This window comes from Nonomuraea sp. NPDC049158 (assembly GCF_040648335.1).
Classification (GTDB): Bacteria; Actinomycetota; Actinomycetes; order Streptosporangiales; family Streptosporangiaceae; genus Nonomuraea.
On sequence record NZ_JBEZDM010000010.1, the window covers coordinates 101,083 to 118,314 of the forward strand.

Annotated in this window: 14 protein-coding genes; 8 read left to right on the forward strand and 6 right to left on the reverse strand. The window is 71.0% G+C overall.

The features are described from left to right. Nucleotides 1-10: 10 nt before the first annotated feature. A complete protein-coding gene (locus tag AB0B61_RS22885) occupies nucleotides 11-1,948 on the forward strand; it encodes an NPCBM/NEW2 domain-containing protein (RefSeq protein ID WP_358435062.1) in 1,938 nt (645 codons plus the stop codon). Between the two features lie 11 nt (nucleotides 1,949-1,959). Further along, the gene (locus AB0B61_RS22890) at nucleotides 1,960-3,564 is read left to right on the forward strand and encodes a beta-N-acetylhexosaminidase (protein ID WP_358435065.1); all 1,605 of its coding nucleotides are present in this window, start codon (nucleotides 1,960-1,962) and stop codon (nucleotides 3,562-3,564) included. Between the two features lie 5 nt (nucleotides 3,565-3,569). Here AB0B61_RS22890 and AB0B61_RS22895 read toward each other — a convergent pair whose 3' ends face one another. The 4 genes from AB0B61_RS22895 to AB0B61_RS22910 form a co-directional block, all read right to left on the reverse strand. Further along, entirely contained in the window at nucleotides 3,570-4,067 is a 498-nt protein-coding gene (locus tag AB0B61_RS22895; protein WP_358435067.1) for a DUF2087 domain-containing protein, read from the reverse strand. A 186-nt stretch (nucleotides 4,068-4,253) separates the two neighbouring features. Next, nucleotides 4,254-6,761, reverse strand: coding sequence for a DUF3516 domain-containing protein (locus AB0B61_RS22900; protein ID WP_358435590.1), 2,508 nt, complete (start codon nucleotides 6,759-6,761; stop codon nucleotides 4,254-4,256). Nucleotides 6,762-6,823: 62 nt separating this feature from the next. Continuing rightward, nucleotides 6,824-7,324: an N-acetyltransferase family protein gene (locus tag AB0B61_RS22905; protein ID WP_358435070.1), complete on the reverse strand. Its 501-nt coding sequence runs from the start codon at nucleotides 7,322-7,324 to the stop codon at nucleotides 6,824-6,826. A 59-nt stretch (nucleotides 7,325-7,383) separates the two neighbouring features. Beyond that, complete coding sequence (locus tag AB0B61_RS22910; protein ID WP_358435072.1) at nucleotides 7,384-8,667, reverse strand: acyltransferase; 1,284 nt, start codon at nucleotides 8,665-8,667, stop codon at nucleotides 7,384-7,386. 208 nt (nucleotides 8,668-8,875) lie between these two features. Between AB0B61_RS22910 and AB0B61_RS22915 the strand changes: the two genes are divergently transcribed. Both AB0B61_RS22915 and AB0B61_RS22920 read left to right on the forward strand, forming a co-directional pair. Further along, nucleotides 8,876-10,111 carry a sensor domain-containing protein gene (locus tag AB0B61_RS22915; protein ID WP_358435075.1) on the forward strand — a complete coding sequence of 412 codons (1,236 nt, stop codon included), beginning with the start codon at nucleotides 8,876-8,878 and terminating at the stop codon, nucleotides 10,109-10,111. Further along, nucleotides 10,102-10,749 (forward strand): response regulator transcription factor, encoded by a 648-nt coding sequence (locus AB0B61_RS22920; RefSeq protein ID WP_357959441.1) that lies wholly within the window; start codon nucleotides 10,102-10,104, stop codon nucleotides 10,747-10,749. The genes AB0B61_RS22915 and AB0B61_RS22920 overlap by 10 nt, the downstream gene beginning before the upstream one ends. Nucleotides 10,750-10,850: 101 nt before the next feature. On the opposite strand, the gene mihF is transcribed toward AB0B61_RS22920, so the two are convergent. Together mihF and AB0B61_RS22930 are read right to left on the reverse strand one after the other, a co-directional pair. Beyond that, nucleotides 10,851-11,156 carry an integration host factor, actinobacterial type gene (gene mihF, locus AB0B61_RS22925; RefSeq protein ID WP_225301079.1) on the reverse strand — a complete coding sequence of 102 codons (306 nt, stop codon included), beginning with the start codon at nucleotides 11,154-11,156 and terminating at the stop codon, nucleotides 10,851-10,853. A gap of 590 nt (nucleotides 11,157-11,746) precedes the next feature. Next, nucleotides 11,747-13,057: an ROK family protein gene (locus AB0B61_RS22930; RefSeq protein ID WP_358435077.1), complete on the reverse strand. Its 1,311-nt coding sequence runs from the start codon at nucleotides 13,055-13,057 to the stop codon at nucleotides 11,747-11,749. A 41-nt stretch (nucleotides 13,058-13,098) separates the two neighbouring features. Between AB0B61_RS22930 and AB0B61_RS22935 the strand changes: the two genes are divergently transcribed. The 4 genes from AB0B61_RS22935 to AB0B61_RS22950 all read left to right on the forward strand — a co-directional run bounded on the left by AB0B61_RS22935 (nucleotide 13,099) and on the right by AB0B61_RS22950 (nucleotide 17,224). Then, a complete protein-coding gene (locus AB0B61_RS22935) occupies nucleotides 13,099-14,304 on the forward strand; it encodes an MFS transporter (protein WP_358435079.1) in 1,206 nt (401 codons plus the stop codon). 171 nt (nucleotides 14,305-14,475) lie between these two features. Beyond that, on the forward strand, nucleotides 14,476-15,504 hold the full coding sequence (locus AB0B61_RS22940; RefSeq protein WP_358435082.1) for a LacI family DNA-binding transcriptional regulator: 1,029 nt from the start codon (nucleotides 14,476-14,478) through the stop codon (nucleotides 15,502-15,504). Beyond that, the gene (locus AB0B61_RS22945) at nucleotides 15,501-16,409 is read left to right on the forward strand and encodes a sugar ABC transporter permease (RefSeq protein ID WP_358435084.1); all 909 of its coding nucleotides are present in this window, start codon (nucleotides 15,501-15,503) and stop codon (nucleotides 16,407-16,409) included. The genes AB0B61_RS22940 and AB0B61_RS22945 overlap by 4 nt, the downstream gene beginning before the upstream one ends. Then, entirely contained in the window at nucleotides 16,406-17,224 is an 819-nt protein-coding gene (locus AB0B61_RS22950; protein ID WP_225301084.1) for a carbohydrate ABC transporter permease, read from the forward strand. The genes AB0B61_RS22945 and AB0B61_RS22950 overlap by 4 nt, the downstream gene beginning before the upstream one ends. Nucleotides 17,225-17,232 lie beyond the last annotated feature (8 nt).

Consider the following 17,232-nt stretch of genomic DNA (forward strand, 5'->3'; position numbering starts at 1 on the left):
GACCCCCCCCATGCGCACAACCACGGCCGCCCTCGCGGCGGCCCTCATCGCCCTGCCCTTCGTCCCGTTACCCGGCAACGCCGACGCCGCCCCGCAAGGGCCGCCGATGGGCTGGAGCAGCCGTACGCTCGGCTGCTCGGTCTCGGAGGCGTCCGTACGGCAGGCGGCCGACGCCCTGGCCGCGCTCGCCCCGGCCGGTTACGACCATGTCATCCTGGACGACTGCTGGCTGGCCGGCCAGCGTACGGGCGGCGGGCTGGCCCCCGACGCCGCCCGCTTCCCCTCCGGCGTCAAAGCGCTGGCCGACTACCTGCACGGCAAGGGGCTCAAGCTCGGCCTGAGCCTGTCGGCGGGCACCAAGGCGTGCTCCGGCGGCGGCGCCGGCTCCTACAAGAGCGAGGCCGCCGACGCCGAGCAGGTCAAGGGCTGGGGCGCCGACTACGTCAAGTACGACTGGTGCAACGTCCCCACCGCCGACTTCCCCGGCCAGAACGTCCAGCAGATCGCCCAGACCCTCTACCCGCGCATGCGCCAGGCGCTCGGCGACGCGATCGAGTTCGCCATGAACAACGAGGACGGCAGCACCGTGCCGTGGCTGTGGGGCAAGGAGGCGAAGGCCACCACCTGGCGGACCAACGTCTACAACAAGCCCCTGCCCGACAGCTACGCGACCATGGCCGACGTCTGGGAGGTCAACCAGCTCAGGGTCCAGTACGCGGGTCCGGGCAGCTGGGCGGACCCCGACCTGGTCCAGGCGGGCCGGGGCGGGATGACCGACGCCGAATACCGCACCCAGGTCGGCCTCTGGGCCGTCGGCGCCGCCCCGCTCATCCTCCAGGCCGACCCGGCCAAGGCGCCGCCGGCGATCGTCGCCAACCCCAAGGTGATCGCCGTCGACCAGGACGCGCTGGGCGCGCCGGGCCGGTTGGTGACTTCCGACGGCTGGTACCACGTGCTGTCGAAGCCCCTGGCGAACGGGGATCAGGCGATCCTGCTGTTCAACGAGAGCGACCGGGCGGCGACGATCTCCACCAAGCTGAAGCCCGCCCGCTACCGCGTCGAGGAGCTGTGGACCGGCGCGGTCACGACCACGGAGGGCGGCCTGGCGGCCCAGGTGCCCGCCCACGGGTCCGTGCTCTACCGGGTGAGCCAGAGCCGGGAGAAGGCGCTGCCCGCCGTGCTGGTGGAGGTGGATCCGGGACTCCTGGGCGACGATCACCCGTCCGTGCTGGAGCCGGGCAAGGAGCGGGAGGTCGTCACCAGGGTCACCAACACCGGGGCTACGGACCGGCTGCGCGACGTCGAGGTGGCGCTGGCCGTACCTGAAGGGTGGCGGGCCAAGGCGCGGACGGCCACCAGATCCGGGCGGCTGGACGGCGGCGAGACGTTCACCGTGAAGTGGGCGGTCACGCCGCCCGCCGGAGCCGAGCTCAAGGACTACGAGATCACGGCCACCGCCGCCAAGTCCACGGCCACCGCCGTCGTCAAGGTCGCGCGGGCGCCCGGCTCCGGCCGGACGTACCTGAGCGACCTGCCCTGGACCCGCGTCGCCAACTACTTCGGCCCGGTCGAGAAGGACACCGGCAACGGCGAGAAGGCCGCCGGAGACGGCAAGCCGATCACCATCGAAGGAGTCCGCTACACCAAGGGGCTCGGTGCCCACGCGCCCGCCGACATCGAGTTCTACACCGCCGGCCGCTGCTCGACCGTCGAGTTCCAGGCCGGGATCGACGACGAGGTGGGCCAGGCGGGCTCGGCCGACCTCGAGGTGTGGGCCGACGGCGGCCGGGTCGCCCACTCGGGCGTCGTCACCGGCGCGCAACCCGCCAGGAAGGTCACCGCGTCCGTGACGGGCGCCACGTACGTCCGGCTGGTCGCGACCAACGGCGGCGACAACGCCACCTCCGACCACGCCGACTTCGCCGACGCTTCCATAACCTGCCAGTAGGAAGAGAGCTCATGATCGTTCCCAAGCCCGTCCGGTACGAGATCCGGCAGGGGCGGTTCGTCCTCGATCGGGAGACCTCGGTGACGGCGCCGCCGCCGCTGGGCGAGGTCGCCTCCTGGTTGCGGGGCGAGCTGAGCCCGGTCGTCGGCGGGGAACTGCTGCCGGGGCCGGGCTCGGGAACGATCACGCTCGGGCTCCGCGACGATCTGCCGCCCGAGGCGTACCGGCTGAGGGTGGCCGACGACGGCGTGGTGATCGAGGGCGGCGGCCCGGCGGGGGTGTTCTACGGCGCGCAGAGCCTGCGGCAGCTGCTCCCGCCCGCCGCGTTCAGGAAGGCGTCGGCGGGCGGGCCGCTGGTGCTGCCCGCCGTCCTGATCGAGGACGAGCCGAGGTTCGGGTGGCGTGGCTGCATCCTCGACGTCGCCCGGCATTTCCTGGTCAAGCATGAGGTGCTGCGCTTCATCGACCTGATGGCCCTGCACAAGCTCAACGTGCTGCACCTGCACCTCACCGACGACCAGGGCTGGCGCGTGGAGATCAAGCGCTACCCCCGGCTGACCGAGGTCGGCGCCTGGCGCAAGGAGAGCCAGACCGGCTGGAACGGCGCCATGGACGGCCGCCCGCACGGCGGCTACTACACCCAGGACGACATCCGGGAGATCGTGGCCTACGCGGCGCGGCGGCACGTCACCGTCGTGCCCGAGATCGACCTGCCCGGCCACACCCAGGCCGCCATCGCCGCCTACCCCGAGCTGGGCAACCTCGACACCCCGCTGGAGGTGCGCACCACCTGGGGCGTCGGGGTGAACGTGCTGAACGCCGAGGAGAGCACGATCGCCTTCTTCCAGAACGTCTTCGACGAGGTGCTGGAGCTGTTCCCGAGCCCGTACGTGTGCGTCGGCGGCGACGAGTGCCGCAAGGACCAGTGGCGCGACAGCCCCGCCGCGCGGCGGCGCATCCGCGAGCTCGGGCTGCGGGACGAGGAGGAGCTGCAGAGCTGGTTCATCCGCCGCTTCGACGACTACCTGGCCGAGCGCGGCCGCCGGCTGGTGGGCTGGGACGAGATCCTGGAAGGCGGTCTCGCGCCGGGCGCCGTGGTGGCCTCCTGGCGCGGCGACCTGGGGGCGGTGTCGGCGGCCCGCGCCGGGCACGACGTGATCACCTGCCCCAACACCTCCGTCTACTTCGACTACCGGCAGGGGCCGGGCGAGGACGAGCCGGTGCCGTTCGGGACCGTGCTGACGCTGGAGGACGTCTATGCCTTCGACCCGGTTCCAGAGGAGTTGCGCGACGATCCGGCGGGGGAGCGGGTCCTCGGGTCGCAGTGCGGTCTGTGGAGTGAGCTGATCGACTCCAACCGGCGCATGGACTACATGGCCTTCCCGAGGGTGGCGGCGTTCGCGGAGACGGTGTGGAGCCCGCCCGCCCGGGACCTGGCCGACTTCCGTCTGCGGCTGGCGGCCCATCTGCCACGGCTGGCCGCGATCGGGGTGGAATACCGGCCGGAGCCGGGGCCGCTGCCCTGGCAGACTCGCCCCGGCGTCCCCGGCCGCCCGGAGGACCGGGCGCGCTGGCAGGCCAAGATCGACGCCTGGACCAGCAACCTGCGCCGCTAGAGCTGTTAGAGCTCCACCGGTCCGCCGCTGCGCCAGTAGACGTTGTCGTGCCTCGACAGCAGGTCCTCGTCCACCAGATAGCGGCGCAACGCCGCGTAGTCGTCGTGGAAGGCCCGCAGCGCCACGTTCACGTCCTTCTCCGAATAACGCACGCCGGGCTCGAACACCCGCGAGATGTAACGCAGCACCACGAGCTTCTTGTCCCGTTTCGTGGGCATGGTCGTCAGTCGCCCGTCCACCAGGAACGTCCGGAGCAGCCGCTCCTCGGCGCCGATCGCGTCCGAGGGCTCGGCGGCCCGTGCCCGGAGCAGCTCGCGGAACTTCTCCGGCGCCGCCCGCCACGCGCCGTCCTCGCCCCGCACGGCCAGCCCACCGGCGGCCAGCCGGGCGAGGACCTTCGGCGACAGCCCGTCGGTGACACCGAGGACCAGCGAGGCGAACGCCCGGAGCGTGTCGTCCTGGGCGAGCAGACCGAGCACTCGTCGGTTCTCTTCATCGCTCATTCGGATATTTTGTCCCATGATCGCCGGATCGACGCCTGCGGCGGGACCCCGGCCAAATGTCCCGATCTTGAGACATTGTCATGACCTTATGACGAACTTATCTATCGGAGACTTGAGGAACGCGCGTGTGCCGGAGCGCCCTTGCCAGTCCGCTCCGGCACACGGCTTTATCACAATCTGTTTATCTCACAATCGGTTGAGACCCTGTACGTGCACCACCGCGCGGCCCTCCTCGTCGGAGCCGGCCAGGTCGATCTGCGCGTCGATGCCCCAGTCACCGTCACCGGCCGGGTCCTTGATGGTCTGGCGCACCTTCCACAGGCCGTCCTCCTCCTCGATGCGCAGCAGCGCGGGACCCCGCGCGTCGGCGTCGGTGAAGATCTCCTCGTGGTCGGCGTAGTAGGCGTCGAGCGCCGCGCCCCAGTCGACGTCGGGCGCCAGCTCTCCCAGCTCGTCCTCCTTCTCGATGGCGCAGAGCTCGACCAGGCGGAACATCGCGTTGCGCACCAGCACCCGGAAGGCCCGCGTGTTGGCGGTGACCGGCCGGACCTTGGCCTCCAGCTGCTCGTTGCGCTCCAGCGCCTCCTCGGGGTTGGCCAGCTGCTCCCACTCGTCGATCAGTGAGGAGTCGACCTGCCTGACCAGCTCGCCCAGCCACTCGATCAAATCGATCAGGTCCTCGGTCTTGAGGTGCTCGGGGACCGTGCGCGACAGCGTCCGGTAGGCGTCGGCCAGGTAGCGCAGCACCGTGCCCTCCGACCTGGCCAGTTCGTAGAACTGGATGTAGTCGGCGAACGTCATCGCCCGCTCGTACATGTCGCGCACCACGCTCTTCGGGCTGACCGTGTAGTCGCCCACCCACGGATGCCCGTGCCGGTACGTCTCGTAGGCCCCGAGCAGCAGATCGTCCAGCGGCATCGGGTACATGACCTCGGCCAGCTGCTCCATCCGCTCCTCGTACTCGATGCCGTCGGCCTTCATCTGCGCGACCGCCTCGCCCCTGGCCTTCTTCAGCTGGGCCGACAGGATCTGGCGCGGGTCGTCGAGGATGGACTCCACGATCGACACCATGTCGAGGGCGTAGCTCGGCGAGTCGTGGTCGAGCAGGTCGAAGGCGGCCAGCGCGAAGGTGGACAGCGCCTGGTTGAGCGCGAAGTCCTCTTGCAGGTCGATCGTCAGCCTGGCCCGCCTGCCCTGCTCGTCGGCCTCCGTGAGCTGCTCCACGATGCCGCCCGCGAGCAGCGACCGGTAGATGGCGATGGCCTGGCTGATGTGCCGCCGCTGCCACTTGCGGTCCTCGTGGTTGTCGGTGAGCAGGTGCTTCATCGCCTGGAAGCAGTCGCCGGGCCGGTTGATGACCGCGAGCAGCATGGCGTTGGTGACCTTGAACCGGGAGTTGAGCGGCTCGGGCTCGGCGGTCTGCAGCTTCTCGAACGTCTCCTCGCTCCAGCCGACGAAGCCCTCCGGCGGCTTCTTGCGGGCGTAGCCGCGCCGCCGCTTTGGGTCGTCGCCGATCTTCGCCAGCGCCTTGGCGTTCTCGATGTCGTGCTCGGGCGCCTGGCAGGCGACGTAGCCGATGGTGTCGTAGCCGGCCCGCCCGGCCCGGCCGGCGATCTGGTGGAACTCGCGGGCGCGCAGGCGGCGCACCTTGTTGCCGTCGTACTTGGACAGCGCGGTGAACAGCACGGTGCGGATCGGCACGTTGACGCCGACGCCGAGGGTGTCGGTGCCGCAGATGACCTTCAGCAGGCCGGCCTGGGCCAGCCGCTCCACCAGCCGCCGGTATTTGGGCAGCATCCCGGCGTGGTGGACGCCGATGCCGTGGCGTACGAGGCGGGACAGGGCGCGGCCGAACCGGGTGGTGAAGCGGAAGCCGCCGATCAGCGTGGCGATGGCCTCCTTCTCGGCCTTCGTCGACATGTTGATCGACATCAGCGACTGCGCCCGCTCCATGGCGGCGGCCTGGGTGAAGTGCACGACGTAGACCGGCGCCTGGCCGGTGCGGAGCATCTCCTCCAGCGTCTCGTGCAGGGGCGTCATCCGGTAGGAGTAGATCAGCGGCACCGGCCGCTCGGTGTGCTTGACGACCGAGGTGGGCCGGCCGGTGCGCCGGGTCAGGTCGCGCTCGAACATCGAGACGTCGCCGAGCGTGGCCGACATCAGCACGAACTGGACATTCGGCAGCTCCAGCAGCGGCACCTGCCACGCCCAGCCCCGGTCGGGCTCGGCGTAGAAGTGGAACTCGTCCATGACGACCTGGCCGATGTCGGCCGCCGCGCCGTCGCGCAGCGCGACGTTGGCCAGGATCTCGGCCGTGCAGCAGATGATCGGGGCGCCCGGGTTGACGCTGGCGTCGCCGGTCATCATGCCGACGTTCTCGGTGCCGAAGACGGAGACGAGGTCGAAGAACTTCTCCGACACCAGCGCCTTGATCGGCGCGGTGTAGAAGGTGCGTACGTCCCTGGTCAGCGCGGCGAAGTGGGCGCCCGCCGCGACCAGGCTCTTTCCTGAGCCCGTCGGGGTGGACAGGATCACGTTGCTCCCGGAGACGACTTCGATGAGCGCCTCCTCCTGGGCGGGATAGAGCGTGAGCCCCCGTTCGGAGTTCCAGGAGACGAACGCGTCGAAAATGGCGTCCGGGTCGGCGTCGATCTCTTCTGGCAGGCGGTCAACGAGAAGGCTCACACCCTCTATCCTGCCGAAGTTTGCCGAATGCTCGAACCCGAGCAGGCGAGATGACGCCCGATCCCCGTGGCTTAAGGGAGTTCGAGCTGGTAGAGGATGGTGTCGATCCATCGCCCGTGCTTGAAACCGACCGACTTCAGCCGGCCCGCCTCCGCGAACCCGAACGCCGCGTGCAGCTTCAGCGAGGCCGGGTCACCGCCGTCGGCGATCACCGCGATCATCTGCCGGACGCCGGTCTCGGCGGTGCGGGCGATCAGCTCGCCGAGCAGCAGCCGTCCCAGCCCGCGCCCGGTCGCCCCCGGCGAGAGGTAGATCGTGTCCTCCACGGTGTGCCGGTAGGCGGGCTTGGGGCGGTAGCGCCCGCAGTAGGCGAACCCCAGCACCCGGCCGTCCTCCTCCTTGGCCACCAGGAACGGCAGGCCCGCCTCGGCGATCGCCGAGGCCTTCAGCCGCCACGCCTCGATGTCGAGGGGCGTCTCGTCGAAGGTCGCCACCGAATCCATCACATAGTGCGCGTAGATCTCAGCGACGGCTGGCAGGTCGGTCTCGGACAAAGGCTGGATGAGCGTCATGGAACTGCATTCTTAGACGATTCGCGTGACCATCATGTTTCCGCATGCTCACCCGCGCGTCACACGCGGGCCTTCGGGCCGGTGAGCAGCAGCCCGCCCAGGATCGCCAGGGCCGCCAGGAACGGCGTGTTGCCGGGCGCGAACCCCGCCACGGTCAGCCCCAGCAGCCCGCCGCCGACCAGCCCCGCCGACGTGAGCGCGCTACGCCACGTGGCCTTCCCGTACGGCAGGGCGGGCGGCTCCTCGAACCGGGAGAAGCCCTTCAGCAGCGGCCACATCACCAGGCAGAGCATCCCGAACCAGATCGGCCACCCGGCGAACCAGGCCAGGCCGCCCGGCGCCGGCGTGTCGATGCCGAGACCGACGACGACCACGCCGGTGACCGCGAACAGCGCCGGCATGTGCCACAGATAGGCGGTCATGATGCGCGGCCCGGCCCAGGCGAGCAGCTTCTCGGTCCGCAGCCGCAGGATCCACGGCCGCAGCAGCGTGGCCAGCCCGATCTGGCCGATCGAGACGGCCAGCATGGCCAGGGTGGGCGGGGCCATGTTCGACACCTCGGCGCCGGGCAGGCCGATCATGCTGCCCGGGTACGGGCCGAACGCCACGAGCAGCGCCGCGGCCCCGAAGCCGCCGATCGCCATCAGGCCGGGGCGGGTCAGCCGTCCCTCGGCGTACCGGAAACCGAGCTGGTGCACCGCCAGCCAGACGAACACGATGTTGAGGTAGCCCAGCGCGTCGACCCCCGTCGAGAACCGCGCCACGTCCGTCAGCACCGCCCCGGCCGCCAGCGCGGCGGGGACGCGCAGCCCGTACCGGTCGTGCAGGCTCATCATGTACGGCGTGGCCGTGACCGCGATCAGGTAGACGGCCAGGAACCACAGGAGCTGCCCGGTGAGCTGCGCGCCCACCTGCAGCGGCTGCGCGGGCACGCCCAGCGTGAGCAGCAACTGGGGGAGCGGGATCCAGATCGCGGCCAGTGGCAGGAGCGGCCAGGCCAGCCGGCGCAGCCGGGTGGCGAGCCACTGCGGCCCGCCGTGCGCGGCCCGGCCGAAGCTGATCGCGTTGGCGGCGCCGCCCGCGAAGAACACCAGCGGCATCACCTGGCTGATCCAGGTCACCACCCAGACGCCCGGCGTCGACAAAGCGTTGCCGGTGGTCAGGCGGGTGCCGTCGAAGGCCAGCACCGGGATCGTCCAGTGCTGCAGCACCACGAGCGCCATGCCGAACACCCGCAGCAGGTCGATGAACGGGTCCCTGACCGTCGGCCGCGCCGCCGGGGCGGAGCGGACCGGTGCGGCGGCCTCGGGCAGGGCCGCCGGATGGTCGAGCAACGCGGTCATGGGGGCCTCGTTTCGTGGTGGACGTTCATCGCGAACCTTGAGGCCTCAAGACTTCCGTCGCGGGCGGCCCGGCACAGTGCCGTGGGCCGCCCTCTTGCGGGAAGATCACACCACCATGGAAGGTAGGGCAGGCCCTACCGCCATATACCGGCGCACAGGGTCGATCCGGGCATGGCACAGTCGTACCGTGAACGCCATGCGCTCCCTCATGAGACGTGTCCTCCTGGACACGCGCTACACGCTGGTCGGCTTCCCCACGGCCGTCATCGCGTTCGTGCTGCTGATCGCCGGCATGGCCGTCGGCGTGGGCACGACGGTCGTATGGATCGGCGTGCCTCTCCTCGCGGGAACGCTCATGATCGCCAGGGGGTTCGCGGACGCGGAGCGCGGCTGGCTCTCGGACGTGCTCAAGCGCCCTCCGGTACGCCCGCGCTACAAGCCCGCACCGGCGGGCGCGGGCCGGTTCCGCCGGCTGGTGAACCCGCTGACCAGCGGGCAGTCATGGCTCGACCTGCTGCACGGGATCGTCAACTTCCCCCTCGCCATCGTGTCGTTCGTGCTGACCGTGGCCTTCTGGGCGGTGCCGATCGCCGGGCTGAGCTACCCGCTGTGGGGCGTCATCACCTCGCGCATCCCCGGCAACGAAGAGCTGCCCCAGCTGCTCGGGTTCGAGCAGAACTACTGGGTCAACTCGGCCTTCTACGTCGTGCTCGGCCTGCTCGGGCTGCTCATCCTGCCGTTCATGGTGCGCGCTGCCGCGCTGCTGCGCGCCGGGGTCGGCCGGGCGTTGCTGACCGGGGTCGCCGAGCTGCAGGAGCGCATCGACGACCTGGCCGAGGGCCGGGCCGCGGCCGTCTCGGCCGAGGCCAACGCGCTGCGCAAGCTGGAGCGCGACATCCACGACGGCCCGCAGCAGCGGCTGGTCTCGCTGGCCATGGAGCTGTCCAGGGCGCAGCGGCAGATGCAGCGCGACCCCGACGCCGCGCAGGCCACGATCAGCTCGGCGATCACCGCCACCCGCGAGACGCTCGACGAGCTGCGCGCCCTGTCACGCGGCATCGCGCCGCCCATCCTGTCGGACCGCGGCCTCGCCCCGGCCCTGGCCGCCCTCGCCGGCCGCTGCACCATCCCGGTCGATCTCGACGTGCAGACCGTCCGGCGCTACCAGGCCTCCGTCGAGAACGCCATCTACTACGTCGTCGCCGAGACGCTCACGAACGTCGCCAAGCACAGCCGCGCCACCATCTGCACGATCCAGCTCGTCCACATCGGTGACATTCTCATGCTCACCATCGGGGATGATGGGGTCGGCGGCGCGCACGTCGCCAAGGGACATGGTCTCGCCGGTCTGGCCGACCGGCTCCGCGCGGTCGACGGGGAGCTGGCCGTGCAGTCACCGGACGGCGGGCCGACGGTGATCGTGGCGGAGGTGCCGTGCGGGTAGTCGTGGCCGATGACGCGGTTCTGATCAGGGAGGGCCTGGTCAGGTTGTTGGAGGAGTTCGGCTGCGAGGTGGTCGCGACGGCGGGTGACGGCGACGGGCTCGTCAAGGCGGTGGCCGAGCATCGGCCGGACGTGTCCGTGGTCGACGTGCGGATGCCGCCGTCGTTCACCGACGAGGGGCTCAGGGCCGCCGTGGAGGCGCGCCGCCGGGTTCCGGGGGCGCCGGTGCTGATCCTGTCGCAGTACGTCGAGGTCTCCTACGCCGACGACCTGCTCGCCGATGCCCGAGGCGCGGTGGGTTACCTGCTGAAGGACCGGGTCGTGGACGTGGACGAGTTCATGGAGGGCCTGCGGCGGGTCGCCGCCGGCGGGACCGTGTTCGATCCTCAGGTGGTGTCCCAATTGATGGTGCGCAGGCGCAGGGACGACCCGTTGGCCCAGCTGACGCCGCGGGAGCGGGAAGTGCTCGGGCTGATGGCCGAGGGCAAGTCCAATCCGGCCATCGGCAGGCAGCTGGTCATCAGCGACGGCGCCGTGGAGAAGCACATCAGGAGCATCTTCAGCAAGCTCGGACTGTACGCCGACGACAGCGATCAGCATCGGCGCGTGCTGGCCGTACTCGCCTATCTGCGGTCCTGACACAGGCTGTACTTCTAGACGGCTGTACTCCTGGCCGCCCAGTACGTTCAGGGCGCCGGCCGGTCCGCGCGGCGTTCCGCGCGGACCTGGCCGCCCGGTGGTCAGCCGAGCGCGTCGACCAGCTTCTTGCGCTGCTGGGCGCCCAGGCCGCCGAGGCGGCGCTTCTCGTCGACGCCGGCCTCCTCCATGAGCGCGGTGGCCTTGGCCGGGCCGACGCCCTTGACGGCGCGCAGGGCCTGCGACACCTTGATCTTCTTGGCGATGTCGTCGTCGCGCTCCAGCAGCTGCGCGAAGGTCAGCTCACCGGCCTTGACCTTGCCCAGCAGGGCGGTGCGGGCCGCGCGTGCCTCCGCGGCCTTCTCCAGAGCCGCCTTGCGCTGCTCGGGGGTGAGAGTCGGAAGTGCCATCTCGGTTCTCCTAGGGGAGTTTGGGGTCGGGGATTCCTGTAACCCGTAGTGCAGTGGCTAATCATGGCGGATACCAGCGGTTCGTGTTGCGAAAAGCGCCCGCTCAGCGTGTGCGCCACGCCGAAACGGCCGTCTCGGCGCCCGCCACCTCCCGCGCGAGCGTGCCTCCGCTGACGCCCATGCCGCCGACCACGAGGTTCTCCTCACCGTAGCCCGCTCACCGGGCGACACCGCTTTCGAGGCCCGCGAAACGGTCTCTGACCAGGTCATGGAGCTCTCCGACGGGATTGCGCCGGGTCGGCGGAGCCGCAGGTCGGCGTGCGGTGTCGCCCCTCTCGGGATGCCTTCTCGGCAAGATCACGGCTCGGGTGGGTGGTTTCCGCCCTTGCGCGTGGTATCCGTCACATTCGGCGTTCGGGCGTGTCGCAAGGGCCTCGATCGGTCGGGCAACGCTCCGGCGAAGCCGGGTTGTTGCAGGTCAGGGGGCATGCACGCGTACGATGGCGACATGGGGGTGCTCTTCGGGGGAAGGAGCAGGATGCTGGATCAAGGCTTCCCATCGCTTCACGGGGCCGGGCTCGATCCATCCGTCACGTGCTGCCGCGCCAGGATTCGACGCCGGCGACGGTGAGGAACATGTCGAACACCGACTCCATGGCGCCGACCAGCGGACCCTGCCAGCCCAGGGCCGAGGGGGCGATCACGGGCGGCCGTTCGTGGCGGATCGTCATCAGGCCGCGGCCGAACGAGTCCATGAGGGTGGGCAGGGCCCGCTCGTACAGGTCGACGCCGAGGCCGGACAGGGTCACCACGGCCGGATCGTGCGCGTTCACCAGTGCCGCCAGTCCCCGGCCGAGCGCCTGCGCGTTCGTCCTGACCGCGCGCAGCGCCGCCCCGCCGCCCGTGTGGTCGTGCGGGCTCGGAACCTGGCCGCCGCCCGTGCCGTCGCTGGTGCGGCCGCCTGTCGCGTCGCCTGTGCCGCCGCTGGTCCCGCCGCTCGCTCCGCTGCCTGATTCGGCGCCTGCGTCGGCGGTGGCGAGGATGCGGCGGGCGTCGTCGCGGCCCTGGCCGCCGCCGTACGCCAGGCCCATGTGGCGCAGGAGCGCGTTCGCTCCCACCTCAAGCCCCCAGCAGCCATGCGCGCCGCACATGCAGGGCGCGTCGCCGCCCGTGAGCGGCATGTGCCCGAACTCCGCGCCCATCCCGCCGGCCCCTTCCAGCGGGCGTCCCTCCACCACCAGCACGCCGCCGAGGTCGAAGTCCACGTGGATGTGCAGCCCCACCCCGATCCCGCGCAAGCGTCCCCGCCGCGCCTCCGCCAAGGCCGCGAAGGCCGTGTCGTTGCCCACCCGCGGCCCGCCGCCCGGCACCGCGTCGCCGAGGCCGAGCAGGGCGGGCACGTCCACCGAGCGCCAGCGCAGGTGGGCCACGTCCACCAGGCCGCCGTCGCGCACCGGTCCCGCCACCGCGACGCCCACCCCGACCACCCGGGACCCGAGGCGTCCGAGCTGCCCGCGCAGCACCTCACCGAGCGGCCCCAGAGCCCCCTCGGGCGTGCCGTCGTGGCGCCGTACGTCCAGGACGGAGACGCGCCCGCCCAGCTCGCAGGCCGCCACCTCCCACGAGTCCTCCCGGAGGTCCACGGCCAGCGCCAGCGGCCCTTCGGGATGCGGGCCGGGCACCTGTGTGGGCCGTCCTCTGCCGTGCGCCGCGGCCGGCTCCTCGTGCAGCAGCCGGTCGTCGGCCAGGCCGCTGACCAGCACCGAGGCGGTGCCTCGGGCCAGCGCCAGGTCCTGGGTGAGACGGGAGCGGGTACGGGTCGCGCCGCAGTCGTGCACGGCCCGCAGCAGCCGTACCCGGTTGTACGCCCGCAGACCGGCACTCGTCGTTGCCCCATTCATCACCATTGTCGAAGCCTCATCCGGGTTATTATGCTCTAGCCGTGAACAAAATTGACGCCAAGCGCGCCCGTATCGCAGTCTTCTCCTTCTTCTTCCTCAGTGGGTTGGTGATGGGCCTGTGGGCGGCGGGTCTGCCGTCGCTCAACGACCGCCTGGATCTCGGACCGGCCCGGCTCGGCAGCGTCCTGCTGCTGGTCTCGGGCGGCGCGCTGGTGTCGATGCTGGTGGCGGGTCCGCTGGTGGACAAATGGTCGAGCAGGGTCGTGTGCTGGGTCGGCGGCCCACTGTCGGCGGCCGTCCTGCTCGGCCCCGCCCTGGCACCCTCCTACCCGGCGCTGGCCATCCTCGCCGTGCTGCTCGGGATCGGCCTGGGGGTGGCCGAGGTGGCCATGAACTCCCACTCGGTCGAGGTCGAACGCGTCTACGGCCGGCCGATCATCTCGGCCTTCCACGGCACGTGGAGCCTGGGCGGCGCCGTCGGCGGGGCGCTGACCGCCGGGGCGCTGAAGCTCGGCGTGGACCCGCAGGCGCTGCTGGTCGGGGCGGCGATCGTGGTGCCGTTCCTGTACGTTCCGGCGGCGCGGATGCTGCTGCCGGACCCGCCCCAGCACGTCACCCAGGACGAGAGCGCGACCGGGAGCAGCCCGCTGCGCTGGGGGCTGGTGGCCCTGCTGGGCCTGGCCGCGTTCGCCGGGCACCTGAGCGAGGGCGCCGCCATCGACTGGGCCGCCCTGCACGCCCGCTGGGTGCTGCACACCGACCCGGCCGCCGCGCCGATCGCCTACACGATCTTCGCGGTGGCCATGACGACGGTGCGGCTGCTGGGCGACCCGATCCGCGCGCGCCTCGGCTCGGTACGCACGATCCAGCTCGCCGGGGTGCTCGCCACCTGCGGGTACGTGCTCGTCCTCGTCGCTCCGCTCACCGCCGACGCGCTCCAGGTGGTGTGCGCGTGGTCCGGCTGGGCGCTGGTGGGCGTCGGGCTGGCCACCGTCGTACCGGTGATCTTCAGCGCGGTGGGCGCGGCGGGCAGCCGGGTCGGCCGGGCGCTGGCGCTGGTGACGGCGTTCGGCTACAGCGGGCTGCTGGTGGGGCCCGCGCTGCTCGGCTACCTCGCGGAGTCCTGGACGTTGCGGTTCGCGCTGATCGTCCCGGCGCTGCTGGCCGCCGCGGTCGCCCTCGCGGGCGCCCCGGCCATCCGCGCCCTGAGCCGCGTCCCCGCCCCTGTCCCGGTCGACTCGCACTGACCTGATCCGGTACGAGCTTCGCCGCCTGGCCCCGTCTGGAGCCAGGCGGGGCCCTTTGACCTCGTGTTATGTGATCGTGACTTGACCCCATACGTAACGTGCATGTTTCATGTCCCACATGCCGTAAACGTTTACAGCGATTTTACGTTCGACGCGCATGGAGGGACAGCCTTGGCCGACGGACCCACGATCACCACGATCGCCGAGCGCGCGGGCGTCTCCATCGCCTCGGTCTCGCGGGTGCTGAACGGCCTGCCGACCAGGCAGGAGACCGTGCGCAAGGTGATGGCCGCCGCCGACGAGCTCGGTTACGTGCGCAACGCCGTGGCCAGGTCGCTCAAGTCGCGCCGCACGCACCAGGTCGCCTTCGCCATGGCCGACATCGGCAACCCGGCCTACCTGGCCATGCTGCGCGAGATCCAGCCCGTGCTCAAGGCGGCGGGCTACCGGCTGGTCCTGCACTCGACCGACGCCGTCGCCGCCGACGAGATCGACGTGCTGCACAGCCTCGGCGAGCGCTACGTCGACGGGCTGATCATGAGCCCGCTGCGCGTCACCGAGACGCACCTGCGGATGCTCGCCACCGCCAGAGCGCCCGTGGTGATCATCGGCTCGGTGCCCGACGGGACGCCGGTCGACAACGTACGCGCGGACTCGCGTACCGGCGTCAGGCTCGCCATCGACCACCTGCACCTGCTCGGCCGCCGCCGGATCGGCATGGTCAACGGCCCGCTCGACACCGTGCCGGGAGCCGCCCGCGGCGCCGCGTACCGGGAGGCGCTGGCGGCGGTCGGCCTGCCGTACGAGGAGAAGCTGGTGGAGATCGGCGACTTCTACCGCGCGGAGGGCCGCCGCGCGGTGGCGACGCTGCTGCGGCGGGCGCCCGACATCGACGCGCTGATGTGCGCCAACGACCTGATCGCGCTGGGCGCGCTCGACGTGCTGCGCGCGGCGGGCAAGCGGGTGCCGCAGGACGTCGCGGTGGTCGGCATGGACGACACCGACCTGGCCGCCGCCTCCTGGCCGTCGCTCACCAGCGTCTCGCTGGGCTCCGCCGAACGCGGCAAGGCCGCCGCCGAGCTGCTGCTCGACCGGCTGCAGAACGGCGATCGCGAGCCCCGCCTGGTCACCGTCCTGCCCCGCCTGGCGGTCCGCGCGTCCACGGCAGGCGAGGCGTCCGAGGGAGGAAGATCTTCATGACGGCGACCGCGACCAGGCCCCCGCAGACGCGGCGCAGGCGGCCCAGCGGCGTCTCGCGGCAGACCCGCGAGATGTGGGTGCTCATGCTGCCCGCGCTGGTGCCGGTGCTGCTGTTCAGCGTGGGCCCGCTGCTGTACGGCATCGGCCTGGCGTTCACCGACGCCGAGTCGGGGCGCAACCACGTCACCAGCTTCGTCGGCCTGGAGAACTTCGGCACGCTGCTGGCCGACGAGGACTTCTGGGCGTCGATCAGGATCGGCCTGATCTGGGCCGTGTCGGTGACCGTGCTGCAGTTCCTGGCCTCCCTGGGGCTGGCGCTGCTGCTCAACCAGAAGCTGTGGTTCAGGGGGCTGGCCCGGGTGCTGGCCGTGGTGCCGTGGGCGATGCCGCCCGTGGTCATCGGCCTGATGTGGCGGCTGGTCTACCACCCCGACGCCGGGATCGTGAACACCACGTTCGGCACCGACATCAACTGGCTCGCCGACTTCTCCTGGGCCCTGCCCGCCATCATCGTCATGGGCGTCTGGAGCGGCATGCCGCAGACCACGGTCGTCCTCCTGGCCGGTCTGCAGGGCATCCCCAAAGAGCTCTACGAGGCGGGCGAGGTCGACGGGGCGGCCACCTGGCGCAAGTTCTGGAGCATCACGCTGCCGCAGCTGCGGCCCGTGATCGTCACCATCACCTCGCTCGACTTCGTGTGGAACGTCAACCAGTTCACCCTCGTCTACGTGCTGACGCAGGGCGGTCCCGGCGGGCGTACCAGGCTGCCGATGCTGTTCGCCTACGAGGAGGCGTTCCGCTACGGCTTCTTCGGTTACGCGGCGACCATGGGCGTCACCATCGTGATCGTCGTGCTGGGCCTGCTCGGCTTCTATCTCTGGCGGCAGATGCGGGAGGCGTCATGAAGAAGATCCCGCAGTACGCGGCGCTCCTGGCCTACATGGTCTTTCTGGCCTTCCCGCTGGTGTGGCTGCTGTCCACGGCGCTCAAGACGCCGCAGGAGATGGCCAACCTGCACCCGACGTGGATCCCGGACCGGCCGACGCTGGCCAACTTCAGCGACGCCTTCGGTGAGCAGGACCTGGTGGGAGCCGGGCTGCGCAGCCTGATCGTGGCCCTGTCCAGCTCCGTGCTGACGGTCGCCGTCTCGCTGCCCGCCTCCTACGCGCTGGCCCGCTACAAGGGCGTGCTCAAGCGGGTGGCGCTCGGGTGGGTGCTGGTCAGCCAGGTGTTCCCGTTCATCCTGATCATCATTCCGCTGTTCATGGTGCTCAAGCAGCTCGACCTGGTGAACACGCTGTTCGGCCTGGTGGTCGTGCACGTGACGTTCACGCTGCCGTTCGCGCTGTGGATGCTCCAGGGGTACGTGCGCTCCGTGCCGCGCGAGCTGGAGGAGGCCGCGGCCATGGACGGCGCGACCCGCCTGCGCTCGATCATCAGCATCGTCGCGCCGCTGCTCGCGCCGGGCGTGGTGGCGACGCTGCTCTTCTCGTTCATCTCCTCGTGGAACGAGTTCCTGTTCGCGCTCGTGGTCCTCAAGGACCCCGATGTGATGACGCTGCCGCTGACGCTGGTGAGGTTCACCGGCCCTGAGGGAGTGTCGAGGCTCGGCCCGCTGGCCGCGGCGTCGCTCATGGCGACGATCCCGAGCCTGATCTTTTTCGCAATCATCCAGCGACGGCTGAGGTCCGGCCTGATGGCCGGCGCTGTGAAGGGCTAGGAGGCTCT